This is a genomic window from Haloferax sp. SDI50, assembly GCF_059802635.1.
Window position 1 is genome coordinate 1,081,269 of sequence record NZ_JBPULL010000001.1, and the last position, 19,390, is coordinate 1,100,658.

General features: G+C 57.0%; 14 protein-coding genes. 6 read left to right on the forward strand and 8 right to left on the reverse strand.

The features are described 5' to 3' along the window. The first annotated feature begins 1 nt into the window (after position 1). Both ACSR87_RS05575 and ACSR87_RS05580 read left to right on the forward strand, forming a co-directional pair. Entirely contained in the window at positions 2 to 1,117 is a 1,116-nt protein-coding gene (locus ACSR87_RS05575; RefSeq protein WP_424020117.1) for a TraC-like domain-containing protein, read from the forward strand. Continuing rightward, positions 1,110 to 3,215 carry a VirB4 family type IV secretion system protein gene (locus tag ACSR87_RS05580; RefSeq protein WP_424020181.1) on the forward strand — a complete coding sequence of 702 codons (2,106 nt, stop codon included), beginning with the start codon at positions 1,110 to 1,112 and terminating at the stop codon, positions 3,213 to 3,215. Before ACSR87_RS05575 ends, ACSR87_RS05580 begins: the two co-directional genes overlap by 8 nt. A 299-nt stretch (positions 3,216 to 3,514) precedes the next feature. Here the strand turns inward: ACSR87_RS05580 and ACSR87_RS05585 are convergent, their stop codons facing one another. The 6 genes from ACSR87_RS05585 to ACSR87_RS05610 all read right to left on the reverse strand — a co-directional run bounded on the left by ACSR87_RS05585 (position 3,515) and on the right by ACSR87_RS05610 (position 9,217). Next, complete coding sequence (locus ACSR87_RS05585) at positions 3,515 to 3,952, reverse strand: toxin-antitoxin system TumE family protein (RefSeq protein ID WP_424020118.1); 438 nt, start codon at positions 3,950 to 3,952, stop codon at positions 3,515 to 3,517. Continuing rightward, complete coding sequence (locus ACSR87_RS05590) at positions 3,953 to 4,480, reverse strand: winged helix-turn-helix domain-containing protein (protein ID WP_424020119.1); 528 nt, start codon at positions 4,478 to 4,480, stop codon at positions 3,953 to 3,955. Positions 4,481 to 4,790: 310 nt separating this feature from the next. Beyond that, the gene (locus ACSR87_RS05595; protein ID WP_004062856.1) at positions 4,791 to 5,720 is read right to left on the reverse strand and encodes a transcription initiation factor IIB; all 930 of its coding nucleotides are present in this window, start codon (positions 5,718 to 5,720) and stop codon (positions 4,791 to 4,793) included. 429 nt (positions 5,721 to 6,149) lie between these two features. Next, positions 6,150 to 6,686 (reverse strand): hypothetical protein, encoded by a 537-nt coding sequence (locus tag ACSR87_RS05600; RefSeq protein WP_233506068.1) that lies wholly within the window; start codon positions 6,684 to 6,686, stop codon positions 6,150 to 6,152. Positions 6,687 to 6,775: 89 nt separating this feature from the next. Then, positions 6,776 to 7,636 carry an ArdC-like ssDNA-binding domain-containing protein gene (locus ACSR87_RS05605; protein ID WP_115861110.1) on the reverse strand — a complete coding sequence of 287 codons (861 nt, stop codon included), beginning with the start codon at positions 7,634 to 7,636 and terminating at the stop codon, positions 6,776 to 6,778. Between the two features lie 189 nt (positions 7,637 to 7,825). After that, positions 7,826 to 9,217 carry an ATP-binding protein gene (locus tag ACSR87_RS05610; RefSeq protein WP_004062858.1) on the reverse strand — a complete coding sequence of 464 codons (1,392 nt, stop codon included), beginning with the start codon at positions 9,215 to 9,217 and terminating at the stop codon, positions 7,826 to 7,828. Between the two features lie 152 nt (positions 9,218 to 9,369). Between ACSR87_RS05610 and ACSR87_RS05615 the strand changes: the two genes are divergently transcribed. Together ACSR87_RS05615 and ACSR87_RS05620 are read left to right on the forward strand one after the other, a co-directional pair. Further along, a complete protein-coding gene (locus ACSR87_RS05615; protein WP_115861112.1) occupies positions 9,370 to 9,984 on the forward strand; it encodes a winged helix-turn-helix domain-containing protein in 615 nt (204 codons plus the stop codon). Continuing rightward, the gene (locus tag ACSR87_RS05620) at positions 9,985 to 10,440 is read left to right on the forward strand and encodes a toxin-antitoxin system TumE family protein (RefSeq protein ID WP_188148448.1); all 456 of its coding nucleotides are present in this window, start codon (positions 9,985 to 9,987) and stop codon (positions 10,438 to 10,440) included. It abuts the gene before it with no gap. A gap of 109 nt (positions 10,441 to 10,549) precedes the next feature. Here the strand turns inward: ACSR87_RS05620 and ACSR87_RS05625 are convergent, their stop codons facing one another. Then, positions 10,550 to 11,398 (reverse strand): DNA-binding protein, encoded by an 849-nt coding sequence (locus ACSR87_RS05625; protein WP_498531039.1) that lies wholly within the window; start codon positions 11,396 to 11,398, stop codon positions 10,550 to 10,552. Positions 11,399 to 13,511: 2,113 nt separating this feature from the next. On the opposite strand from ACSR87_RS05625, the gene ACSR87_RS05630 reads away from it, so the two are divergent. Next, entirely contained in the window at positions 13,512 to 15,926 is a 2,415-nt protein-coding gene (locus ACSR87_RS05630) for a TraM recognition domain-containing protein (RefSeq protein WP_394354812.1), read from the forward strand. A 15-nt stretch (positions 15,927 to 15,941) separates the two neighbouring features. Here the strand turns inward: ACSR87_RS05630 and ACSR87_RS05635 are convergent, their stop codons facing one another. Continuing rightward, the gene (locus tag ACSR87_RS05635) at positions 15,942 to 17,186 is read right to left on the reverse strand and encodes a phage NrS-1 polymerase family protein (RefSeq protein ID WP_006601188.1); all 1,245 of its coding nucleotides are present in this window, start codon (positions 17,184 to 17,186) and stop codon (positions 15,942 to 15,944) included. Positions 17,187 to 18,914: 1,728 nt separating this feature from the next. On the opposite strand from ACSR87_RS05635, the gene ACSR87_RS05640 reads away from it, so the two are divergent. Continuing rightward, positions 18,915 to 19,259 carry a hypothetical protein gene (locus ACSR87_RS05640; protein ID WP_223173912.1) on the forward strand — a complete coding sequence of 115 codons (345 nt, stop codon included), beginning with the start codon at positions 18,915 to 18,917 and terminating at the stop codon, positions 19,257 to 19,259. The last annotated feature ends 131 nt before the right edge of the window (positions 19,260 to 19,390 follow it).

Consider the following 19,390-nt stretch of genomic DNA (forward strand, 5'->3'; position numbering starts at 1 on the left):
CATGTCGACAGATTCAGACGCTGCAGAACGCCGTATCATGGACGAATTCGGAGAAGCAAGTCGCATCCCAGGGCTCAATATCGAAGAAGGGGACGTTGGTGTCCTGATTGCGTTCCCACTTCTTGGATTGTTCATCGCCGGACTCACCGGACTCGACTCACTCGCAGTCCCTCTCATCGCAGGGGGTGTCGGACTGGGTGCGGCCGTGGTCTATGTCGCACCGGACCACCGCACTGCATGGGCATGGGCCAAAGACGTGTCTCGCTTTGCAATGCGACCGCGCCGAACGTTCAGCGCTCCCACCGCAACAGTCACCCAAGGGGCAGTCCGAAACGAGGGTGGCCTTGCGAACTACACACCGTTCAAACCAGATGAACGAACACAGGACCTCACCAACATTGAGCGTGCGTGGCCCGGCGTGGGTGCGATCCAGCGGTCGGACGGGGTGATGGAGGCGTTCATCGAAGTCAACCCAGGGAATATGGACTTCGCCATGTCAGATGAGTGGGCGAGTCTCCACGCGGCCGGCGCTGAATTCGCAAACAAGGAACTCGATTCAAAGCTGAAGTTCCACGCAACGACGCGGTCGTTCCCGGTCGAACAGCTCACAGCGAACATCGAACAGCGGCTGTCGGATGACGACGTCACCCAAAACCTGGTCTTCCGTGAACTCCTCGAAGAGTACCGCGAGACGCGCCCACAAGCGATGCGAAACCGTGGAACCCAACAGATTCGGTTCTTCATTGGCGTCGAAGTCTCGCCACTCGAAGTCTATGACCGCTTCCGCGACGAACAAACACCCGCAGAGAAGCTAACTGAAATCCCTGGTCTTGGCTTCCTGTTCAACCCGTTCGTCACGCGCCGCGAAGACCTCTCGAAAGCCGAAGAGCGTGGGCGGCTATTCGAGCGATTAGAGACCCGAATCACGAACATCGAGTCTGGATTCATCCAACAGGCGTCGGGGTGGTCTGCTCGTCGATTGAGCACAGTCGAACTGTTCGTGTTGACGATGGACTTCTGGAACGGCCACGAACACGACTATGACAATCCACGACGGGTCATCCGTGACCATCCCATCATCGGACGGTCTCGGCGAGAGGATGATCTCGATGCGTAGTCTTAGCCTCCAAATAGAGACCGAAGTCACTCGCCAACTCGTCGGGTGGCTCCAACAGCCAACGTCACTGGAAGGTGCGTCACTCTATGCTGCAGGAGCACTCGTGATTGCGCTCGGAGCGATCGGTGTGTGGAAACGCCGCGCTGTCGACGAAGATCACGAGCCTGAAGTCGACTTTTCGGACGTCCTCGACGAAGACACAATCCAAACAGGACACACTGAGGGGCAACTTCTCGATGACATCGCAGAATCACACAAGACGACGATTGCACCGCCAGCCATCGAATGGGAGACGCGTGCAGCCCGCGTTGGCGAGCAGTGGACCTCCACACTCACGATCACCGACTACCCAGATTACCCGAGCGATGGCTACCTCAGTGATCTGTTTCAGCTAACAGACATCGAATTCGACCTCACAGCCCACATTCGACCGAAGAATCAGATGCGTGCTCGAAGCGAACTCCAAGAGATCGCTGATGACCTCCAGGTCGATGCCGACCTCGATAGGAGCGTTCGAAGTGGGTATCTCCAACAGCGGGCACACCAGGCTGCGGCGACGTACAATGCTGTCGAGAGTGGGACTCGTGTCTTCGACCAAGCACTGTTCGTCACCGTCCGTGCCGACACACGCGGCGACCTTCACGATGCCGTCCAAAGCGTCAAAAGCACGCTTCGCGATGAGCCGGCGAGTCTCACACCGAAGACAGCGATTTGCAACCAAGACCTCGCACTCCAATCTGCAGCACCGATTGGAGAGAACGTCATCGGTCACAACGCAATCGCGCTTGGTGGGGCCGTTGGCGCACTCCTTGCGTCGCCACACAACGCAACAATCCTCGAAGAAGGAGGCGTCGAATTCGGCATCCACAAAGACACCCACAGCCCGGTCGTCATCGACCCGTTCGCTCGCGAAAACGGCTATGCGATGTTCACCGTCGGCGATACCGGCTCTGGGAAGTCATTTGGCTCGAAACAGAACTTCATCCGGTCGATCGAACAAAGCACAGACCGAATCGGCATCATTCTCGAACCACTCAACAATTGGGCTGGCGTCGCCGAAGCCTTGGACGCCAAGCGCATCACCGTTGGTGGGACGCTCGGGTTGAATCCCTTAGAGATCCGCCAGACACCCGAACACGTCCAGCGAGCACTGGGTGAGGACGCAAGCCCGTTCAACGAGAAACTCGACGACGCAATGAGCTTCTTGACCAACTACTTCGCGCTCCGCGGCATCTCACTTGGCGACCGCCGGACCACCCTTGAACTTGGACTCCAACAGGCCTACGAACGCCAAGGGATCACAGACGAGATCGATACGCATGGCAATCGGAGTCCGACGATTCGAGATATGATGGACGTCTTCGAAGACATGGTTGCGTCACCAAGCGAGTTTGTCGTACGGACGAACGCTGAAGCGGACAAACTCCGCGAGGATGCGACGTGGCTCCTTGGACAACTTCGGCTGTTCGAAGAGGGAGGACGGTATGCAAACCTCGGGCGGGCATCCGAATTCAACATCCGCGACGAGAAGGTCATCTACCTCGACCTCGCGCAGCAAGAAGGCAGCGTCAGCAGTAGTACCGCGCTGACGATGCAGCTTCTCATCTCCTTGGTGTACGAGCGTGCCAAGGAAACAGACAAAGAAGTCGTGTTCGTCATTGACGAAGCACGGTATATTATGCAGGACGCCGCGAGTCTGGCGTTCTTGGAGACGGTGTTCCGTCATCACCGCCACCACGATCTTTCGATTCGACTCGTCACACAGACCGTCGACGAGTTCTTCGAACACACAGAGTCCGAAGCAATCTTAGACCAGTGTGCAGTCAAGCAGTTCCACCACCTTGACGGAATGGACGAAACGTGGGCCACAGAGTTTGGGCTGAACTACGCGCAGATGCGATTCGTCCAAGATGCGATTCCGGGAAATGAGGATGCGGGGTACTCCGAAGCGCTCGTTGGCGTCGACGGTGAGTGGCGTGGGATTCGCGTTGAGGCGATGCCCAAAGAAAAGCGGGTCATTGACTTCGATCCAACGGAGTCGGCTACTGGTTCGCTACCCGGTGGTGAGACCACTCATCAAGCGTACAGACGTTCGTAACTGAATTGAGGCGGGAGGTCCCCTGCGTCAGTGAGCGACCACCGCTCGGCGTCAGTTTGGTGAACTTGTCAGAGCGTCTATTTTTGCAGGTCAAAGAGTGTCCACGACGCATCGAGTTTGTCGGAAAGGCCGTCTGTGAACCCCACTCTTCGAAACGGTGTGGTACACTTACACATCGTGTGGCAGAACTCCAAGCACACGATCCCTACACTACCACCCGAAACTCACCACAAAGCATCGGTGCAGAGTACTAACCGAGGAGCGAACCCAATTCATCTACGAGGTCATCACTGATTCGATCATAGAGATTCAAGTCGCTGGTCAACTGCTGTGAGAACAGTCGAGTACACTTCGAGAGGATGGAGTGAAGACAGGGAAAGGTCAGTGACCTCCGCTGCATCTGGGGGCTGGTGAAAATGCAACCGTGCGTTGTGATTGTTTGGATGTCGGTCCCAGCGGCACTCCCATTGGGATCCGTCGTCATGCGCTTCGATATAGTGAATCGAAAGATCACCAGTCGTGAACCACCGAACATCTAGTCGTGCCGTTTCTATCGATTCGGGGTATCGGCCAGCATCAAGCAATACGTGGAGGAGTCGTGGTTCGTAGGAGTCCGGGTCAAACTCTGTCTCAACCACGAGCGAATCCGACGTGAGGTGTCGCTCAAGCAATCGTAGAGTCTGACGGTCTGGAGGCCCAGTTGAATTCGGTTCTGGGTCTTCAGGTGGTGTGCTCATTTAGGCTGGAATGAGGTGCCCGTCATTCTGGGAGAGCTGGCGTGCAAGCTCGTAGAGCCGAATATCCCGGATCACTCCCTGCCACTCACTGACCGCGGTCATGCGGTCGTGAATCGTGTCGTGGTCACCGTAGTCGAACACTGAGACCTCTTTGGGATCTGTGCTCTCGAATTGTGTCTCGTACTCCCGTCGTCGTTCTTCGAGCTCCTTCACACGCTCAATGATCTCTTCGACAGAGAGTTCATTTGCAATTCGACTGGCGTCTTGCCACTCCAGATACCCCTCATTCCGCTCATACTGAGCCGGTCGACTGTCCCTGTCTGCTTGGAGAATTCCCATCTCAGCGAGTCGTTCAAGATGTTTTTTCGCAGCGTTAGGTGAGCAGTCCGCTAACTCTGCGATGTCAGTGTACGCCGTGGGCGACGTAACACCCAACGCAACATCATAGACACGGTCAAACGTGTCTGTTCCCTCTTGCCACCTTCTCTGAGCGGAAGCAGAGTCAGGTGAAGGGTCGAATCCAGTCATACGTTGGTGTAAGCGCTTTACTTCAATATATCTTTGTGTTTTGCATATATTTGAGACATAATGCGTGAACGACTGGGAAGTGTCTATAAATACAGCAGGTGTCATCGCACTGCCGCGGATGAAGACGGTGATTACCATGGCGTGCGAGGAAACAAAACGCTGTCCTGACTGTTACAATCTCCAATGGAGACTATGAGAACGGAACGTACGAGCCCGATGAAACAGCAGACAGAATGGACACAGCACAATCTCGGTTCGAGAGCCTCTCACGCCGGCCACCACAACGAAGAGTAGCCGAGAGCATTCCGCCTCAGGCCCGCTCTCGCAGTTCGTAGTACCGTGCCCGAAGCGTCGATACCGTCACGTTGGCTGCTGCTGCGAACTCCGCCTGTGTCTTCGCACTTCCTCGTTCGTTCCCAGCGAGGTACAGACACGCTGCGGCCACGCCCGCGGGGTTTCGTCCGTTCGTTATCCGTTCACGGTCTGCGAGGTCGGCGAGTTCGTACGCACGTGCGTTGACTTCTGAGGTCACACGGCAGTCCGACGCAAGCCGCGGGACGTACGTTCGTGCCGTCACAATCTGTGGTTCGATTTCCATGTCGACTTTGAGTGCGCGATAGCCAGTTCGCAACTGGTCAGCAGTACACCGAGCAACCGAGCCAATCTCGCCTGGCCGCCGCTGAAGCCCACGGCAACGACACGCCGCATACAGACTGCCTGCGGTCATCATTTCGATCGACCGCCCACGGATGAGATCACGATGTTGCGCCTGTCGGTAGACCTGACTTGCTTCTTCGACCACACTTCGTGGGAGGTCGAGCGCGCTCGACATCCGTGCGATTTCCTGAAGGGCGTGTGCAAGATTTCGCTCTGCTTTCGACCCGTAGCGTGCCCGGCGGTGTTCACGACGAAGTCGGTGAAGTTGCCACTGTTTTTTCGATGAAACACGATTCCCGTTCGCATCACGCTTGTAACCGATTTCTGCAGACACACCGTAGTCGTGTCGGGCAGGTGTGAGCCGACTTCCTGTCCGCCGCATCGGTTCTGGGTCGTCATCGAACACACGCGGGCCGTGGGTGTGGTCGATGTAGTACTGGTTGACGATGAGGCCACACTCGTCACACCCCGTTTCGCCACCCTCCGTTGTGAGCGTGCCGTCGCACTCGGGACAGTCAGTCGCATCAATAGTTTTTCCGCACGATTCGTCGAATGTTCGCTCGTAGATGTCTCTCAGTGCCATGGGTTCTCTGTGAGGCGCTTCTTCGGCACCCCCCGCACCCCTGTGGGGGAGATAAAACTGCGGTCAGTCTGTTTCGAGGTTAGTCGAGAGTCGTGTCGGCCGACCGGTCTGTGATACACGCCGACTCGAACGCCGTTCTGGAGGCGTGTTCCTGTCCGCATTCCGTACACCGCCAGAATCGACGTCGGTCTTGGTCGAACGATGCGAGGGCAGTCAGTGACGTATCGGTCGCTGCTCGCCACTCAGTGACGACGACGAGTCCGTGGCCCTGTTCAGTCCGCTCGACGATACTCCCGACTCGTTGGGTTGTGTTAGTACGCATTCGAATCAGCGAGGCATACCGCCCCGCACCCATTCGAGGGTGACAAAATTTCTCGCTAAAAGTAGAATTACGGGGGAACTCCCGGCCCCAATGTTAATTTTCACCGATTATATTGAATTGCGAAGTCGCCTCGTCTCCTGCTCGCACGTTGCGAAGCGGCCAGTCGGCTGGGGCAGCACTCGCGTCCGGATTTCGAATAGAACGCGCCGGAGATGTTTGCACTCGGCACCACGTTTCCGGTGATCTGGACACGAACACGTCCCCGCTTCAACGTCAACCTCGTACGTCTTTCCGCTCGACGAGTCAACCTCATAGATGGGGCCAACATCACCGAACCGAATGTCCATCTCTTCGGTGAGCGCTTTCCACGTCCGGGAGTCGTCGAGAGAGTAGCCACCGTCACTGAGGAGTGTCTGTCCATCGATGACTGTGCAGGGTTCGCGGAACTCCCGTTGACGGGTCCGCTCTTGGCCACACTTCCGGCAGCGCCAAAATATTGTCCGGTAGCCATCGAGGTCAGAGAGTTCGATTTCGTAATCGGTTGGCTCGCTTCCAGGCACCCATTCGGTGACGCGGACGAGGTCGTGACCGTGGGCTGGACTGCTGGTTGTTGTGCGTCGCTCGTGGTCGTTTGAGACTGTCATCTGTGTTCATCGAGCGCATCTGAGTGCCCCCGCACCCGTCAGGGGGCGATAAAAAGCGCAGAATCGCGTTGGTCCTGACTGAGGTTGTACTAATCCGCTCGTATCGCACCGAGAATCGACTTCGCAACCGACCAAATCCGATTCAGGCGCTCGAAAACCGAGTCTGCATCCTCTCCAGCCCACGCTGCGAGATAGAACGCAGAGTTACTCATATCAAGGCCAACGTATCGACCGACAAGATACGCAACTGCTTCTGCTTCGACCTCTCGCCTTGCTCGTTCAGGCAGATTCGATTGATCCGCGTGCAGCAATCCGTGAGCAAACTCGTGGATGAGTGTCGTCGCCATGTCAGCGTCATTCGACCGTTCTCGAACCTCAATATGAGGCCGACCACGCGTGGAGTACTCACAGATGCCACGTGCAGTGCCGTGCACCCAGTCTGATGGATGGACGAGACTGACCGAAAGTGCAAGCGAGTCTGCAGCCGAGCACAGTGACACAACCAAGTCAGCAGCCGCACCGTACGATGCTGTTTCCAACACTGGAAGGGACTCGCCGTCAGTCTGCGAGATGTCGAACACTGGTACTGGCTTAAACCTGAGCAGTTGTGTGGTCCACTCCTCGTATTGGACTCCGCCGCTCCCACAGTCCTCGTCGTGTCTGGCTTTCGTCTCTCCACACACTAGACACGTCTTCGCCGTGATCGGAGCCCAGATCCAGATTGCCGACTCCCCTTTCGATACCTGTCTGTCGAAGTCGTCTTGCCACGTTCGGTATCCGGCCACACGAGTCGCCTCCGGGCATTGGAGTGCGATGAGGAGGCTATTGCGAGCCGAGTAGTCGTGGAACCGACTCTGGACGTCTAACCAATCTTGGAACACCTCGCTTTCTCGTGCCTGTTCAACGTCGGCAAGGAGGTCCGCTAACCACTCGTCGACGACGAGATGCATTTCGTCGTCGCGAGTAGACTGGTCAGTAAACGATGCTTCTCTCTGGGTTGGTTCTCTCGTTGCCATCTAAATCCCGCGGGACACTGAGTACGCCCCGCACCCGTCAGGGGGTGACAAAACAGCCAAAATCTCACCACCGACACATATCTCACAGAGGTGACGGAGGGGCCACACTACGTCAGTCGCAGGTTACTCGCACTCCACGATATCGTTGGGCGTGAACAGAGAGACATCCGAACGCTCGTCAGCAACCGCTCGCAGGCCGTCAGAGAATCCTGAACGAGCGAAGCAACAGTAGTGGTACACCGGATCACCACCCTCCGGTGGCGTCCAGTCGACCTGCGCAGCACTCCGCTCTAGGTCGGCAAGGTCGCCTTCGTTCATTTCTCGCTGCGTGTACTTGCATTCCCCAGCGACGAGTGTGCCGTCACTCGCAAGGCCGACAACGTCCAGTTCATGATGCTTGTGCCACCAATAGCCAATCCCGTGGTAGGTATTGGGAACTAACGACGGGAGCGCATTCTGACAGACGAGTTCGAACATCGAGCCCATGTACTCCGAGAACGAAGGTGTGACCAACTCCTCGAAAGCATTGTCACCGAGCTGGGCGAGCTTCCCTTCTTGACCGTACACATAACGGAACCAGAACCGAAACAGCGGTTCATTCAGTCGGTATCGGCTCTTTCGCGTCGCATTGGGATTCGCCGTGACCGGGATATCCCGTGTGACCAGTCGCAGTCGACGGAGCTTCGCGAGATACGATCCGAGTGCGTTCGAATCGATACCGGCGAAGTTAGCAATCTCACTCGCCTCGCGCTTTCCTGTCGCAATCGCGCGGAGGACTGTGTAGTAGGTCTGTGGCTCTCGAATCCCAAACTCTGTCCGGAGGAGGAACTCTGGCTCGTTGTGGAGCACACCGTGTTCGGAGAGGACGTGTGTCTGGATGTTCTCCGCGAGCGATGCCGTTGGGGTGAGCGCCTGAAGGTAGTACGGCGTCCCACCGAAGACGCTCCACGTCTCAATCGTTGTCTCTGGGTCGTCTGTGGGGTACAGCTGTCGTGCGTCGGCCAACGCAAGTGGTGGGAGGTCGATAGTTCCGGTCCGACGTCCGTACAGCGGGCTCCCGCCTCCGAGCACTTTCTCTTCCATAACGCTGATCGACGACCCGACGAGTACCAACGACGCCGCCGTCTGTTCGAGATGGAGGTCCCAGACCCGCTGTATCTTCGAGGGAACTGCATCGTCGGATTCGATCAAGTACGGAAACTCGTCGATAACAACGACTGCGTCCTGCCGTCCAAGCGTCTTGAGAATCGTCTCCCAGTCACGCTTGATATCGTCAACGACTGGGTACGTGTCGCGAGCGGTCTCAACGAAGCTTGCGAGCTGTACGTCCGGAGTCTCTTCGGTCGCCTGCCAGTACACCGCATCGTCTCGGTCACGAATTGCTTCACGGACGAGCGCACTCTTTCCAAGCCGCCGCCGGCCATAGATGACGAGCAACTCCGCCGTATCACGGTCGAACCGGGATCGAAGAAACGAGAGTTCGTCGTCGCGGTTGACGAAGGAAGGCCGAGACATAGTCTGTGTTTGGCTTGGTAGATGATAGTCGTTCTGATTATCTTAATTGTGATTTTACTAATCGTGATTTACTAACCAGATTCGGGCGCAAGCAGCTAAAATTACTAATTTCCAGCAAATCTATTTTACTTACTGCGCTCGTACGACGACCAGTGACCGGAGCAGGCTCCCCCACAACACCGTGGCAAGGTGACGTCAACGAGACAGTCATTGATGACTGGAAAGCAGATACCACGACGTTCGAACGTATTCGGCAGGTAATCGACGTTACAACGAATCCACAAACTGCCAGCGAAATTGCTGAACGTGCCCATATGAGTGAACCAACTGCACGGAAGCACCTCTCAGCGCTCGCTGAGACCGGTCGTGTCAAAAGAATTGCAGCCGGTGATGCCACTCGCTACATGCGCGCACCACAGATGCTGGCGATGCGGCGGATCGCCGACATTCACCGCGAGCACACGAAAGACGAGATTCGACAGGGAATCCGAGAACTGAAAGATGAACGTCAAGCGATCCAAGAACAGTACGACGCGACGACCGTCGACGAGCTGACCTTGGAATTGGAGTCCGGTGCTGACGGGTGGGCAGACCTCACTCGGTGGCAGCAAATTGAGCAGAATCTTGAGATCGCCCAAGCTGCGCTGACGCTCTACGATTTCGACCCAGATGATAGCCGATCTGCAGCAGCTCGGCTATCCGATCGTGAAAACACGATCCGCAGCCGGGGTGCACTACAGGACGACGAATCTCAATCGACTGCATAGATGGCAGACGAGGCGGACATTGAGGGCCCTGTTGGCTCAATCGATGATGTCACACTTGAAGAGATTCGCACAGTCTGCACACGTGCTGATGGTCTCGTCGAAGATGCCGGATTCGATAGTCGCCTTGACCCAACGAAGCTACAGATTCACTTCCGAGATGAGATTGCCGAGGCGACGTGGTGTCGGTTCGATATTCGCTGGTTCCAGCGTCAGTACTACAGTTTCCATTGTCTCGATGAATGTGGTGTACAGTTCCGCTACGATTACCGTCCCAAACCGGATGCACCAGAGAAGCACTTTCATACGCCACCCGAAGCAAATTCGGGCGACGTAGAGCAGTCCTATATCGTGACAACAGAGCCAATGCTCGTTGCACGAGCGGTGCATCAACTCTGGCGTCGAGCGTACGAAACGGCCTCGTTCGACGCACTAAACACAGCCGAAAATCCGTCGTGAGGTTGTGGCTGCGCGCGCAGCACCGCAGGTGCGAGCACGGAGCGGTGGGTGGGGAGGTGGGGTCTGGGTCGGCCGGGCACATAGCAAAAAAGAAGGGTGCGATGACTGGCTATTCCCACCACGCCTCGCGCTCTGGGAAGCTGATGTCGGACCACCCCGTCACAGCCACCGACACGCGCCCACCGTACCAGCTCTTTGCGACGTTCCGCAGCGTCACCCGCTCGCCTTCTCTCACAGCCGGTTGCCTCGATTTCTCCCAGACAGTCACCTTCGTTCGTCCCGTATCGTCCTCGATGAGGCCCACCTGCTGAATCGCCGCGTTCGACGACTCCCACAACTGCGTAATCGTTCCCTCGATTGACACCTCTCGATGACTGACCTCACTGACCGCTGCAATCGGAATCACCCGCCCTGGTGCCTGTTGCAACGCTTCGAACACACCCACGACCGCGCTCATCATCGAGTTCCCGTCTGCGACTACTTCGGCCAGACGCCGGCTGATTGCCGCCCGCGACCACGCATCGAGTTTCGACTGCATCCGTGCCGCCTCCCTGTTCACAACGCCCAACTGTTCAGCCGTCAGTTGCTCACGCGGATCCACCTCCTCGGGGTCGGCCCACCGATTCACACACCCCGCACGCTTCTTGAACGCACGCGTTGCCTCGATACTCGACTGTTCGACCGCCGTCGCCGTCCGTGCTTCCCGACTCGACATCTGTCTCCGGTCCCACCGTTCACGCGTCTGTTCGATTTCCCACTCACGTGCAGCCAGCCGCTCTTCTTCCGCGAGGGTCAGTCCCCGACTAACCGCTTCAGGATTGTTCAGGTCAACTTTGGCTTGAATCTCGAGTTCAACCGTGGGATGGAGCGCTGGCGTCTCACCAACCACGTCGTCGTCGACCGCTCGGGGGAGTTCGGAGTGCGAAACTTTAGTACTGAACTGCTTCTTACTACTCATTGCTGTTACCTGAAAGGCGCTCACTCGGCGTCTTCTTCCGACACCACGACTCTCCAGCCGCGGCTCTCTCGTTCGCCCAACTGGCTCTGCGCACGCCTTTCGCGCCTTCATCGCGCCCGCAGGGCGCGGAAGGCGTGCGCGCGACGACGGACACACAGCCAGCACCGCGCGCCAGCTTACCGAACGCAGTGAGGTGAGACTCGGGGCGCGAACATCGTGAGCGACCCGATGGCCTGGCCGCCGCGAGCGGCCAGCACACAAGCCGGTTTCGTGTCTGACGACCGAGCCAGCGAGGGCGTCGTGACCGACAGCGCGCTTGGTGCTGGCGCACCGGAAGGGTGCGAGCGATGCGAGTGCGACTGCAAGGAGCAACTCGTCACGAACGACGTGAGGAGTGAGTACGGCGGGCACAGGGCGGCGAGCGGGGCGTGCCGTTCGTACCACACCGGGCTACCGACAGCCATCGTCAGCCACACAACAGCCTAGGGGTGGGATTGAAAGGGGCCGGACGCTCGGCGTGCCCCGACGACGCAAGCACCGCAGGAACGAGGCGCGCAGCGAGTCGCGGCCGTCGAGCGTTCGGGGGCTTTCGTGGATTCCTCACTGACGGTGTCATCGATATCCTGGGTCCAGAGATAGCACTCACGATGTGGCACGACACACTCATTTCGATCGAAAAGCAACGAAAGCTAACAACGACGGGTGACTACGTTGGGGACCTCGCCAAGCCGCCAGTGCTGGGGTGAGAAGCGATCAAGCGTGAAAAAGACGCCAACTGAGTCACAAACCCAGTGACGGTGTCAATGAGAAGTCGAGTAGCAGCACAATTATCAAACATTAATGCAATTCTATCTAGTTTTATTTCTGAAAACACAGATATAGAAGAGATTATGCCTACTGAGTGAGAGTGAAATGTATTATTTCGTCCACCACCGACCGAGCCTTCATCCACCTCTCGCCAACTGCGGATACGTTTACCCCGTCGACTGTCACCGCACAGTTTACTCGATTGTACTACCTCTTAGCGTCGACCAAAACTCCGTCCACCCTCGAATGGGTACTCGTCACTGATGGGTCAGACACAGGACCCATCGAGTACGTCCTGAGCGTCGACACTGCCCTCGCATCGACGATCGAAGCGTGGTGTCGAGAGCTCGTTCCGAATTCGTTCGATATTTCGACGACAATGACAGACCCACTGCGTTGTCTCTCGCCTGCTGACGCTGACGCCGACCCAGACGATAGGGCCCTCGAATCGTATGCACCACCACGATACCGAGCGGTCGAGTTCGTGGGCGTCACAGACCGGCGTGAAGACTGGCAAACCACGCTCACTCGATACGATGAGTTCACCGACAAACAGAGCCGTCTGCCACTCGCAACGGTGGTGAGCGCGCTTGCGGACGCGTCCGTGCCGATGGCCGTCCAGATACTCGTGCGGCCGTATCCAGACTGGCGACACCACGCCCTTGACAGAAAACAACGGCTCAAGCAGGGTCGAGAGACAGCCTTCCAGCGGTTCTTCGAGGACTGGGTTTTGTCTACAGACTCCGAAAACAACGTCTCTGATCCAAGGGTCCGCTCGCGAGTGGATGCACTCGACGAAAAAGACGCACAACACAGTTTTGTAGTCACCGCTCGGGCAGTTGCGGCAACGATCGACCAGCGTGCACAACTGCCCGACTGCACCCCAGTATCGACTGCGTTTTCGCATCTCAATGGCGACCACTACCGAATCGAAGGTCGCATACACGACGGCGATCGCGCAAAATCAATCTACGAATCACTACGCAATCGCGTCGTGGTTGACCCAGAACACGCGAAGCTCACTGCGAGACTTCCGTGGACCGACCATGCCAGTCGTGGACTCGTCATGGATGGGTGTGAACTCCCGTTGCTGTGTCTCGTCGATGCGGCCACCCTCCCGACAGAAGCCCACCGTGGGCTCGCGCCCACACCGACAGACGAACACGGTCTGCCACGCCCACCGCGTGATCGGATTGAGCGGTATCGAACAGCAGGGCTCACACTTGGCCATGCACAGACGGCCGACGGCGATGCCGAAGCCGTCCCTATCTCACTGCCGCCCGCACTCCAGCCACTCCATCTCGGTATGTTCGGCCGGACCGGCTCTGGCAAATCATCGACTCTCGTTGCGGCGCTTCTCGCAAATCACGCAGCAACCGATGGCGCTGATATCTTCATCGACCCCAAAGGCGACGGGATGGCCGACGACTATCTCAAGGCACATTATGCGAAATACGGCTCTCTCGACGATGTCTATTATTTCGATTGCACAGAGACACTCCCCGCACTGTCGTTTTTCGACATTCGTGATCAACTCGATGCAGGTATCGACCGCACGACCGCCGTCGAGGACGTCGTCGACCACTATATCGATATCCTGATCGGTATCATGGGTCGTGACAGATTCGAACAGGCGGTTCGGTCACCCGACATCATTCGCTACGTGCTCAAAGCGATGTTTGATCCGATCCACGGCTCGAACGCGTTTAGCCATCGTGAGTTCCAGACGGCCGTCGCCAGATTACACGAAACACGCGACCCACCACCAGTCGTTGATGAAGACCTCCAGGCGATGCTCGCTGGTGTCGCTGCTAACTCCAAGCGCTCGTTCGACGAGCTCATGCAAGGGGTTGCAAACCGCATCGAGAAGATTCCAATCGATGCCCGACTTGCACAGGTATTCAATCATACTCCAGACGATGATAGCGACGATCCGGAATTCGACCTTCGGAGGCTCATCGATGAAGACGCAGTCATTATTATCGAGACAGGGGGCCTCAGGCCGGCTTCACAGCGCGTCATCACGCTCGTCCTTCTGTCGGCGTTGTGGACCGCCCTTCGACGCCGGACCCAGCAGGGCGACGACGAGACAGACCACCCACTCGTGAATCTGTATCTCGAAGAAGCTGCGCAGTTATCGACATCATCGCTCTTGTCAGATCTCCTTGCCCAGTCTCGTTCGTTCGGCCTCTCGATTACCTTGGCGATGCAGTTTCCTGCACAACTCAAAGAGGCCAATCCAGAGGCCTATCGTGAAGTCCTCAATAACGTCTCGACGATTATCACGGGGAACGTCGCAGTCGACCCCGAGTTCAGCCGGCGATTTACAACAGCCGACCGTCCCGCAACGGAAGTACAAAATCGACTCCGCGCGCTTCGCCGTGGCCAGTGGCTCGCGACGCTCCCGGCAGAGTTTGGACAACCAGAGCCACAGCCGTTCGTCCTCCAGAGCCCACCGCTTCCAGTTGGCCACCCAGAAAGTGATGACCCGTTTTCGCCCGCTCGTGAGACAGCATACGCGGCTGCACTCGAGTTGCGTACTGCTCGGACCGCCCAAGCGTCTGGTCTCAACGTCTCGGGGATTGGCAGCCGGACCACCACAGAAGAGACACACACGCCGCTGGGCCACCGCGAAGCAGCACCGCTCGATGATTCTGCAGCGTCGACACACCGCGCGACTCCCACGTCCGCACACACGCCAGCCGAAGACGCACCACCAGACCCATACCCAGATCGGAATGCGCCGACTCCCGATGCGCGTATCAACTCTGCGCTGCCCTACACGTCGCGTCTTCCCCCAATGGTGGGGTATGACCCCGAAGTTCACGTCGTCGTCTGTGAGGAGTGTTCGACTCGATACGACCCAACACTCACGGGCATCAAAAACGCCGTCCAATGCTGTCACAGCCTCGAAGCAGTCGACCGCGACGAAATCCCACTCTCACAACTCCCACTCAAACTCTCAGCCGTCGAACGCGGCAGTAGCGCGTTTACCGACGCCCAACTGCGCTTTCTCCAAGCGGTCTACTCTGCACATCAACGTCGATTCGATCCCGAGTTCGAGTACGACCTTTTGTATGACAGCATGGTTCGCCTCCAAGAATACACCGGCATCAGATATCAGGAAGTTCAAGAACTCATCGATGGTGGGTCGCTGTCGGTCGATTGTACGTATCCACACAAACTCTATACAGTCACCCCAAAAGGCCGCCGTGCGATTGCAGTTCGCCACCGCGAAGGTATTGCCCACGGCCACGGCCGAGGCGATCTCAGTGAGTCGAGTCTCCACGTCGTCATGGTGGAACTTGGCCGACGATATCTCGAAACAGAGTTCGTCGAAGACGATGACTCCGCGGCTGTCGAGGCCGTTTCATACTTCGAACACGAAGGCTCGCGTCTCGATGCGGTCTGTCTCGATGAGGATGGAAACATCGTCGTCACACTTGAAGCTGAACGAGCGAATCACGATATCTTGACTGCGGTCCCCGAAGACTATGACAAGATGGCTGCGTGCGATCCCGAAGCCGCAGTGTGGGTCGTGAAGAATCGAAGCGATGCACATGAGATTCTTCGTGCCCTCAACGAGCCAAACGAGGGGTACCCACGCGTCGAAAAGACCTATAGTTCGAATTCACCGCCATCGTCGTTCCAGATTCACCAACCTGGATTCACCGAGATGCACACCCTCCAAGAGTTACAGTCAGATGCTTCGCACTCGTGAGGATCGGTGACGTGACTACCGTCTGAACCACCCAAATAGCGACCACCCACGATCACTTTCGTCTGTCTCGTCTCCTGCAGCGACCGCTGCTTCCAGTTCACGTCGCCGTTCGCGTTCGGTTTCTAACTCCGCGTGTAGTCGTTCGTTCTCTTCGAGTACCGATTCGAGATGGCTCTGCAGGTCTTTGAGCCGTTCGAGAGTGTCGGTATCGCGGGGAGTGGCTGTCTTTGTACTGTCGGTTGGTGTGACCGACGTCGGATCGTGTGGTGTCTGGTGGTCCGCACGTCCAGTCCGGGTGGTGTCTGTGCGCGACGATGACCGACGGACTTCGGTCGACCACTGTGAGGGGTCATAAAAATCGGACGTCCCCGAAACCGATCGCTCGATGGTCTTTTCGCCGTACGTCGACCCATCGGCGAAATGCGTTTCGTCCCATTTCTTGCGATACAGTCCAGAGTCTCGGAGCAGTCGATCAATCTGTGCTGTGTCTCCGCCAGTCCAAAATGCGAGGATCGAACACAGCGCCATATCGGCTTCTGAGTGGCTGTCATACGCACTCGTATCGCCTTTCCACAGTCGGCTGAACTTCGGCCCGTTGGCTGCGTTCGATGCCCGTTCAACGACATCCTCGTCGGTGAGGTCGTTTCCTGGCGTGTCGACAGTGCTCGATGTCGTAGTGATATTCGGGGTGTTCGATGTTTGTGTGCCACTCTGGGTGTGTTGTGTCTCGAAGTACGCACCGTGGATTGCGGTGAGTTCGTCTGTTCGGTCGGCAACCGTCGTGGGCGTCTCGTCGACGTGGTCGCCAGTCATCGTAAAGAACCGCGCGTGTTCGTAGAGTTCGAGGTTCCCTGTTCGGTTGCCTCCTGGCGGCAATGATCCACGGACGATGATGTGATAGCCCGTCCCTGACGGACTGATTTCTGTATACGACGCAAGCTGGTCGATGATCTCTGTGGCCCATGCTTCTGTCTCGCCCGTTTCGCGAGTGCGGCATTTGTCGAGGTCAATACCGACATATGGGTCGTCAGTACTGAACACGAAGCCAACACCATCTGCCGCGCCACCCCTTGCATACGCGAGCGCTTCGTCGAAGGTCGTCCACGTCACCGCATCGGTTGCAGAGGCATAGCCGCCGTTCACCGAGACAGGCACCTTCGTTTCGTCTCCACCACGTGTCTGTTTACGCCAGCCCACCCAGTGGTCTCGTTCGAGGAGAGTATCGGGGAGTGTATCACGTGTGGGTAGGGGTGGGGTCATTGGGTACTCGATGGTCTCGTGGACACATAGATAGCTATTTCGTGCTGCTACACCGGTGGGTCGATTCCCTCGATTTCTACACTGGGGCGGAAGTGAGTGATTCGTCAATACACCCTCTACAGCCCCATTTTTCAGGGGTGTACATCCACGCCGATTTCCCGTATGGGTGTATGTGAGTTGTGGCTTACTTGGGTGTAGATACAGGCGAGGACCACAGCCTCAAGAGGGAATGAACCTCGAACGAATCTTTTGGTGTTGGCGTCTAGGGCCGCTCAGATGTGCGATTCGTATTGAAGGAGAACCACCGTTGTATCGAAAGTCACCACCCATCCGCCTGTGTTCAGGTATACTCGAATCCGCTATTCTCCAGTACACCACGTCAGAGAGGTGGTGTATGGGCGGTTTTCAAATTCTCGGTTGGCGTCGTTGGTCGGGGTTGATGCCTGCTCAGTACTGGTCATCGTCGCGTTCCAAGCAGAGAGTCGAACACGCCGAACTCTCGCTTTTGGGACCCGTTGACGTGGTACTGGTGTGTTCGCCTCGACTTGAAGAGGGGGTTCTGACGGTGGTCTCAAACGTGGACGCGACGAAATCGAGAACGGTCAGTTAGTTTCAACTCTCTTCCCTTCGAACCAAGTGGGTTGCGTGAGGGTGACGTGGCTTCCAGTAGATGCTTGCACGTACCTTTGGACGTGTTTTGCTGGCAGGTCGGTCCAGCAGTGGCGCTGTGATGTTGGTGTGCTCGCGTTCTAACTCGTGGGAACCACGTCGCGTTACGCCCCAGTCGTTGTGCCCTGACGAGGAAGGCCAGTTGACTGTGGCCTGTGCCATCCGAGGACCATTGTACACAGTAGCCTCAGAAGATGGTGGTGTCCCTTTGGGTACGTCTGTCCGAGTTGAACGAGGCCACGGTCCCAGATGTGTCATGACAGGTGTTCGCTCTCGAATCGAACGCACTTGCTCTCGACGAACTCGTAGTTCGAGACACCGAATGCCTCGTTATCACGAAGGTTTTCGATCGTTCGAACGATCTCGCTTGTTCATTGAGGAAGATACGGCCACACACCGCTTCGGTGAAGTCTATTGTTGCGGGACAGACGGTGGGTGTATTCCAATCGAAGCAGAGGTATGGTAACCCACCGACTCACCAACACACCGACTGCAACTCACCGCAACGACAACCCAGCCACCAAACCCGTCCCGAGCGCCACGACCTGCCAGCCACGGTGGATGGGAGCGCGTCGATTAGCCTCGGGGCGGTGTGTGGGTCCGAGGCCGCCCGCCCCCGCTCAGTCTCGAGAGTCGAATTCCCGTTATGAGTGGCCGATGGAGAAACGGACGCCCCGGTATATTGGCGTTCAACCACAAGCCCAAGTGGGCGATGACGAAGAAACATGAATCGAACGGTGTCTACATCACACCTCGCTGCCGAAACTCAACGCGGGCGTCATCGAACACAACAGACGAAGCGGGTGTATCCGGTATCGGCAATCCCCGCAGCTCAAACGACTGCTGGAACAGGTATCTGAATTCACGCGGCGCGACTATTGAGATTCCACGACACTCGGACAGACGGCGATTCTTTCTTGTGTCCGCTGGGCTGGCCCAGTTGAGTTCGTGCTCTCGTGTCTGGCGTTCCCTCTCACGTGAATTCGTGGCGTGATCAATTAAGAGTGTGCGGAGCTGATGAAGTCCACAAGTTTTGTACCCTCGTTGAAATGAACCGGTATGAGAGTCGTGAACTATACTGTCACAGGTGGGCAATTTTCGGACCTCATAGACGCACTAACTGAGCGATTTTCTCCGGAGGAATCTCACACAGGAGATGGGTTCGCGGTGTTACTGATTGAGAAATACGAATTTTGGCGGACGAACTCGAATATGCAGGTAACGATTATCCTCGAAGAGATGACTAGGACGACCTGGTTCCTAAAGATCGTCGTCGGTGGGGGAGCGAGCGGGATTTTCAACTGGACTTATGGGTCGGAACAGAAGGTTCTCCGAAAGATGACGACGGGAATTGAGGAGTTGATTGACGAGCTCGACATGAAAATCAAATCGAATGCTCGCTGAGTCTTGGCTGTTGGGCCACATCAAGGTGCGCGACCAACCACTTATCCGGGATCACATCGAACCGTGAAAACAGAGCGGTGTATCGGGGGACTCGTGTGGTCGCTCGGCTTCCTCGAGCTGTACGAGTGGAT

What these genes read in the sequence shown, in the direction of transcription:
- ACSR87_RS05630 (WP_394354812.1), top strand. Translation starts at nt 13,512, where the DNA reads ATGTTCGGCCGGACCGGCTCTGGCAAATCATCGACTCTCGTTGCGGCG.
- ACSR87_RS05610 (WP_004062858.1), bottom strand. Translation starts at nt 9,217, where the DNA reads ATGTCTCGGCCTTCCTTCGTCAACCGCGACGACGAACTCTCGTTTCTT.
- ACSR87_RS05580 (WP_424020181.1), top strand. Translation starts at nt 1,110, where the DNA reads ATGCGTAGTCTTAGCCTCCAAATAGAGACCGAAGTCACTCGCCAACTC.
- ACSR87_RS05575 (WP_424020117.1), top strand. Translation starts at nt 2, where the DNA reads ATGTCGACAGATTCAGACGCTGCAGAACGCCGTATCATGGACGAATTC.
- ACSR87_RS05590 (WP_424020119.1), bottom strand. Translation starts at nt 4,480, where the DNA reads ATGACTGGATTCGACCCTTCACCTGACTCTGCTTCCGCTCAGAGAAGG.
- ACSR87_RS05620 (WP_188148448.1), top strand. Translation starts at nt 9,985, where the DNA reads ATGGCAGACGAGGCGGACATTGAGGGCCCTGTTGGCTCAATCGATGAT.
- ACSR87_RS05600 (WP_233506068.1), bottom strand. Translation starts at nt 6,686, where the DNA reads ATGACAGTCTCAAACGACCACGAGCGACGCACAACAACCAGCAGTCCA.
- ACSR87_RS05605 (WP_115861110.1), bottom strand. Translation starts at nt 7,636, where the DNA reads ATGCATCTCGTCGTCGACGAGTGGTTAGCGGACCTCCTTGCCGACGTT.
- ACSR87_RS05635 (WP_006601188.1), bottom strand. Translation starts at nt 17,186, where the DNA reads ATGACCCCACCCCTACCCACACGTGATACACTCCCCGATACTCTCCTC.
- ACSR87_RS05585 (WP_424020118.1), bottom strand. Translation starts at nt 3,952, where the DNA reads ATGAGCACACCACCTGAAGACCCAGAACCGAATTCAACTGGGCCTCCA.
- ACSR87_RS05625 (WP_498531039.1), bottom strand. Translation starts at nt 11,398, where the DNA reads ATGAGTAGTAAGAAGCAGTTCAGTACTAAAGTTTCGCACTCCGAACTC.
- ACSR87_RS05595 (WP_004062856.1), bottom strand. Translation starts at nt 5,720, where the DNA reads ATGGCACTGAGAGACATCTACGAGCGAACATTCGACGAATCGTGCGGA.
- ACSR87_RS05640 (WP_223173912.1), top strand. Translation starts at nt 18,915, where the DNA reads ATGAGAGTCGTGAACTATACTGTCACAGGTGGGCAATTTTCGGACCTC.